Annotated in this window: 5 protein-coding genes; 3 read left to right on the top strand and 2 right to left on the bottom strand. The window is 34.9% G+C overall.

Features of this window, described 5'->3' with window-relative positions; translation table 11 throughout:
• Positions 1-658, top strand: a 658-nt coding sequence (locus tag K6G87_RS18085; protein WP_296840404.1) for a DUF6020 family protein, incomplete at its 5' end; no start/stop codon positions are given.
• Here the strand turns inward: K6G87_RS18085 and K6G87_RS18080 are convergent.
• Together K6G87_RS18080 and K6G87_RS18075 are read right to left on the bottom strand one after the other, a co-directional pair.
• Positions 642-1,370: a hypothetical protein gene (locus tag K6G87_RS18080; RefSeq protein ID WP_296840402.1), complete on the bottom strand. Its 729-nt coding sequence runs from the start codon at positions 1,368-1,370 to the stop codon at positions 642-644. The genes K6G87_RS18085 and K6G87_RS18080 overlap by 17 nt on opposite strands.
• Positions 1,371-1,463: 93 nt before the next feature.
• On the bottom strand, positions 1,464-2,867 hold the full coding sequence (locus K6G87_RS18075; protein ID WP_296840399.1) for a hypothetical protein: 1,404 nt from the start codon (positions 2,865-2,867) through the stop codon (positions 1,464-1,466).
• Positions 2,868-3,195: 328 nt separating this feature from the next.
• On the opposite strand from K6G87_RS18075, the gene K6G87_RS18070 reads away from it, so the two are divergent.
• Both K6G87_RS18070 and K6G87_RS18065 read left to right on the top strand, forming a co-directional pair.
• Positions 3,196-4,170 (top strand): SDR family oxidoreductase, encoded by a 975-nt coding sequence (locus K6G87_RS18070; RefSeq protein WP_296836669.1) that lies wholly within the window; start codon positions 3,196-3,198, stop codon positions 4,168-4,170.
• A gap of 80 nt (positions 4,171-4,250) precedes the next feature.
• Positions 4,251-4,435, top strand: a 185-nt coding sequence (locus K6G87_RS18065; protein ID WP_296840397.1) for a DUF2334 domain-containing protein, incomplete at its 3' end; no start/stop codon positions are given.

Genomic DNA, 4,435 nt, shown 5'->3' with positions numbered 1-4,435 from the left:
ATTTTGCAGGGTACTTGTAGAGGATAAGGATCTCGGAACAGAAGACACCCAGATGGTTGATAAGATAATTGATACTACCTATATTCATGAACTCTATGCCTACGACTTTGCTGATAACATGAAGGAACTTTTTAAGGCAGGAGATCCTGAATATCTTGAAGAACATATATGGGAGTATGCAGGGCTTTGGGTTAGAACTGGGCTTAAATATCCAGGGCTCTATATAGATGAATACAAGAATATGACCTACGGATACTGGTATCCTGATAATCCCAAGGGTGAAGATAACTATGTCGTAGCTGAAAATGACGGAGTCTGTGATAATGCACTCGGGATAGAACGAAAGTGGCTTATATGGGGACTTCCGGCTAATATATGGCTTAAGACAAGAGAGATAGGAATTAAGCTTGCTGATATGCTTCCGGGATATGGAATACTATATTGTATGGGATCAACATTCTTTCTTTTATGCATATCTATAGGGATTATTTTATCCAAAAAGAAAAGAGGCATTGTTATGCCCCTTCTCCTTACATTCTTTGGAGTATGTACTGTCCTTATTGCAACACCTGTTGCAGCGGATTTTAGATATACATATTTCCTTACAATGATGATACCTTTTATTATCGTATTACCGGCTATCACGGCCAAGGAGTAATTACTCCGTTAAGTATAAGACCATTTATGCCAAACAGCTGCAAGGCTGTCTTATCACTGTCTGAAATATGAATAGTTCCTGCAGTTGTAGTATTAACAGTTACATAAATTCCGGAACCTGTATCTACAGCTTCTCCAAGCTGAAGAACTCTCATCTGCCCATTGTCAGCATATACACTAAACTGTCCTATAGGAAGACCTTCTGCTGTATAGAAGAAGCCGCTCTTATTGTCGTTAGTAAGTGCAAGAATACCTACAGTACTGTTTATATAAGGAACCTGTATAGCTGTTACTAAAGATGTAGTATCAAGTTCTGAATCCGGATTGTAAGTATAAACTTCCTTAACACCTACATACAGATCTTTATGATAATCTGTTGTACCATCCAAATAGATGTAAACAGTAAATTCATTAGCCGTTTCATCAATTCCAACATGAACTTCAAGATCGAAGCCTGCGCCTGCGTCTTTGAGAACAACATAGGTGTTAGAACTATGAGCTCCAATGATATAGTAGCTCACATAATTGGTTGCATGGATGCCGACACTGTCATAACCACCTTGTTCGATATACAGGTTGTACGCGGTAAGATATAAATCTTCTGTATTATCATAATGTGTTGCCAGTTCTGCCTTAGAAGTGATAGAAATAGATAGGGTAAGTAAAATTATAGTTGTTAATGTACTTAAGAATTTTAGGTGCTTATTATTCATTTTAATAATCCTCCTGAAAATAGTTGTATTAAAAATACTAATCTATTTATCGGAGGATTTTGTCTTATTTATAATTGTTTTATAAAAAGAGCATCATTTGAACAAAAGCATATAAAATACTGTAAGATATAACGACATACATGATACTATCATAAAATCTGAATATTTTCGAGATACTGGGATGTCTAGTTCACATTTTTTATTTGTATACGTATGATATAGAATAAGTAATATGCAAGCAAGAACTATACCATTCATCATAGGCACCATAGATTCTAATATAGGTAACTTTTCTAGTATTTTTGCATTTAATCCATCATAAGTGTCATATTTTTTACTTCCTACCAAAATGCAGATTTTTTCGGCCCAACTTCCACTTGCAGTATATTCTGTATTTATGTTCATTGGAGAATTATATCCACCAGTAAACATTCTAAGGTATAAGCTAATCATATATAAAAAGACGTTGACTTTTTCATTTCTTGAAATAAATAAGAGAACTATAAAAAATGGTGTATAAATGCAAAATCTATAAAAATGATTTTGCATGATAAATGACATAACTACAGTTAAAGCAGTAATAAACCATATTGCTTTGCGTTTTAATTCAATATCATCAGATTCTTTGTTCTTTATGTTGTAAGCATAGAAAAATAATAAAACCATTAATAAAGAAGCTATTGAAGCTGAACCAGTAGTAGTTTCTATTGTGAATATATTAAATATATCACTTATTTCATAAGCATCTCCGCCCTCAAGAAGACTCTTATAAGGGGCTCCTATAGTTAGTAATGCCCATACAAGTCTAGGGACTAATGTTAATAATAATTTATATACTATTTTATACAATTTGTTTTCTGATATGAGTAACAGTGCAAGTACAGGAACGAGCATGAGATCGCAACAAGCGACTGAACATATTGACCATATTAAAAACCATTTATTATCTTTCTTTACAAATGAATTGAGTGCCAGCATCATAAATGCAATATAGAAGATTTCATCTTGACCGGCATACATTGTACTAATGAGAATTTCAGGTGATGAAAGAATAAAAAATAAAGCTATAATACTATCATTATTATTTGACTTAGTATTAAAGAACTTAATAATAGAATAACCTGCATAAGCAGTGATTATAGTAAATATTATATAAATTAGCTTAAACCAATATATGCAGAAAAGGCCGGAAACGTCATAATTACCATTAAAAGTGTGAGTGAGCCAAACCGGAAGTGACCATATGACAGCTGGAAACATAGCTATTGGAGTCTCTAAAGAATCTGGCTGATAAGCATTCCTTAAATTTTCTAGTTTGAGGGCATAAAAGCTGGAAATATCACCAGAAAAAATTGCATCCCAAGTAGTAACTGAATATGCAAGCAATGATTGTCCATCGATATAATTGAAAGTAGTAAACATTGCTAATGTTGTTATAAGTGTAATCATGAAATAGATTATATATTTTTTTTCTTTTGGCAAATTGATCTTGACCATTTTTTCTCCTTTATTTCATCATAAAAGTCTTGTTTATTGTAGCATAAGAATAAGATTTTTTATATGATATATATTTTAGAAATCTTAACGACTATATGAACAGGTGAGGTACCGAACAAGTTTAGTGCATGGAGGCACCGATTTGACTTGTGTGGATACAAGGATGTACCGAACAAGTTTAGTGCATGGAAGCACTGATTTGACTTGTGTGGGTACAGGGAAGTACCATACAAGTCAAGTGCATGGAAGCACTGATTTGACTTGTGTGGTATAATATCTTAGCGATTATGACTATAATTAGATTTAGATTATAAGGAGCAATGCACAAATGAGTTACGAACAGTTAACCTTCCCAGAGGGAAGTACATTTCTTGTTACCGGTGGTGCAGGATTTATCGGATGCAATATTACAGAAGCTATTCTTAAGAAGGGATACAAAGTACGCGTACTTGATAACCTTTCAACAGGACATATAGAGAATTTAAATCCATTCATGGATAATCCTAACTTCACTTTCATCGAGGACGATATCAGAAACCTTGATGCTTGTATGAAAGCAACAGAAGGTGTTGATTATGTATGCCATGAAGCAGCATGGGGTTCAGTTCCACGTTCTATCGAGATGCCTCTTATTTATGAAGAGATCAATATAAGAGGAACTCTTAATATGATGGAAGCAGCACGTCAGAACGGCGTCAAGAGATTTGCATATGCATGCTCTTCATCTGTATATGGCGATTCAACTAAGCTTCCTAAGAGAGAAGATCAGGAAGGTAATCCTCTTTCTCCTTACGCACTTACCAAGCAGACCAATGAGAAATACGGAATGCTCTATAAGAAGCTTTACGGACTTAATACATACGGACTTTCATATTTTAACGTATTTGGACGTCACCAGGATCCTAACGGCGCATATGCAGCTGTTATTCCAAAGTTCATCAAGCAGCTCCTTAATGGCGAACGCCCTACTATCAACGGAGACGGAAGACAGAGCCGTGACTTTACATATATAGATAATGTTATAGAAGGTAACCTTCGTGCCTGCCTTGCACCTGAAGATGCAGCCGGAGAGATGTACAATATAGGCGCAGGCGGAAGAGAATATCTTATAGATGTTTATAATGATATCTGTGATGCTCTCGGAGTTAAGGTTGAGCCTGTATTTGGACCTACACGTGCAGGAGATATCCGTGATTCTAACGCTGATATTACTAAGGCAAGAGAGAAGCTTGGATATGATCCATCTTACGATTTCGCTAAGGGTATTAAACTTGCTATCGACTGGTATAAGGAAAATCTGTAATAGATAATTATAGATATAACTTATACATAAATATAAAACCATAAGTCTCTTATTTATATAAAGAGACGTGAGGTTGTAACATGAAGATTTCTATCAGACTTGATGACATTACTCCGGACATGGACTGGGGCAATTTCGAACGCTTTAAAAGTCTACTTGATAAATATAATATAAAAGCCTTACTTGGCGTAGTTCCGGAGAATCGTGATCCTAAGCTGATGATCAATCTCCCAAGAAGAGATTTCTGGGATTATCTTAAAAAGCT

This window comes from Butyrivibrio sp. (assembly GCF_024699075.1).
This window is presented reverse-complemented; position numbering and strand designations above follow the sequence as displayed.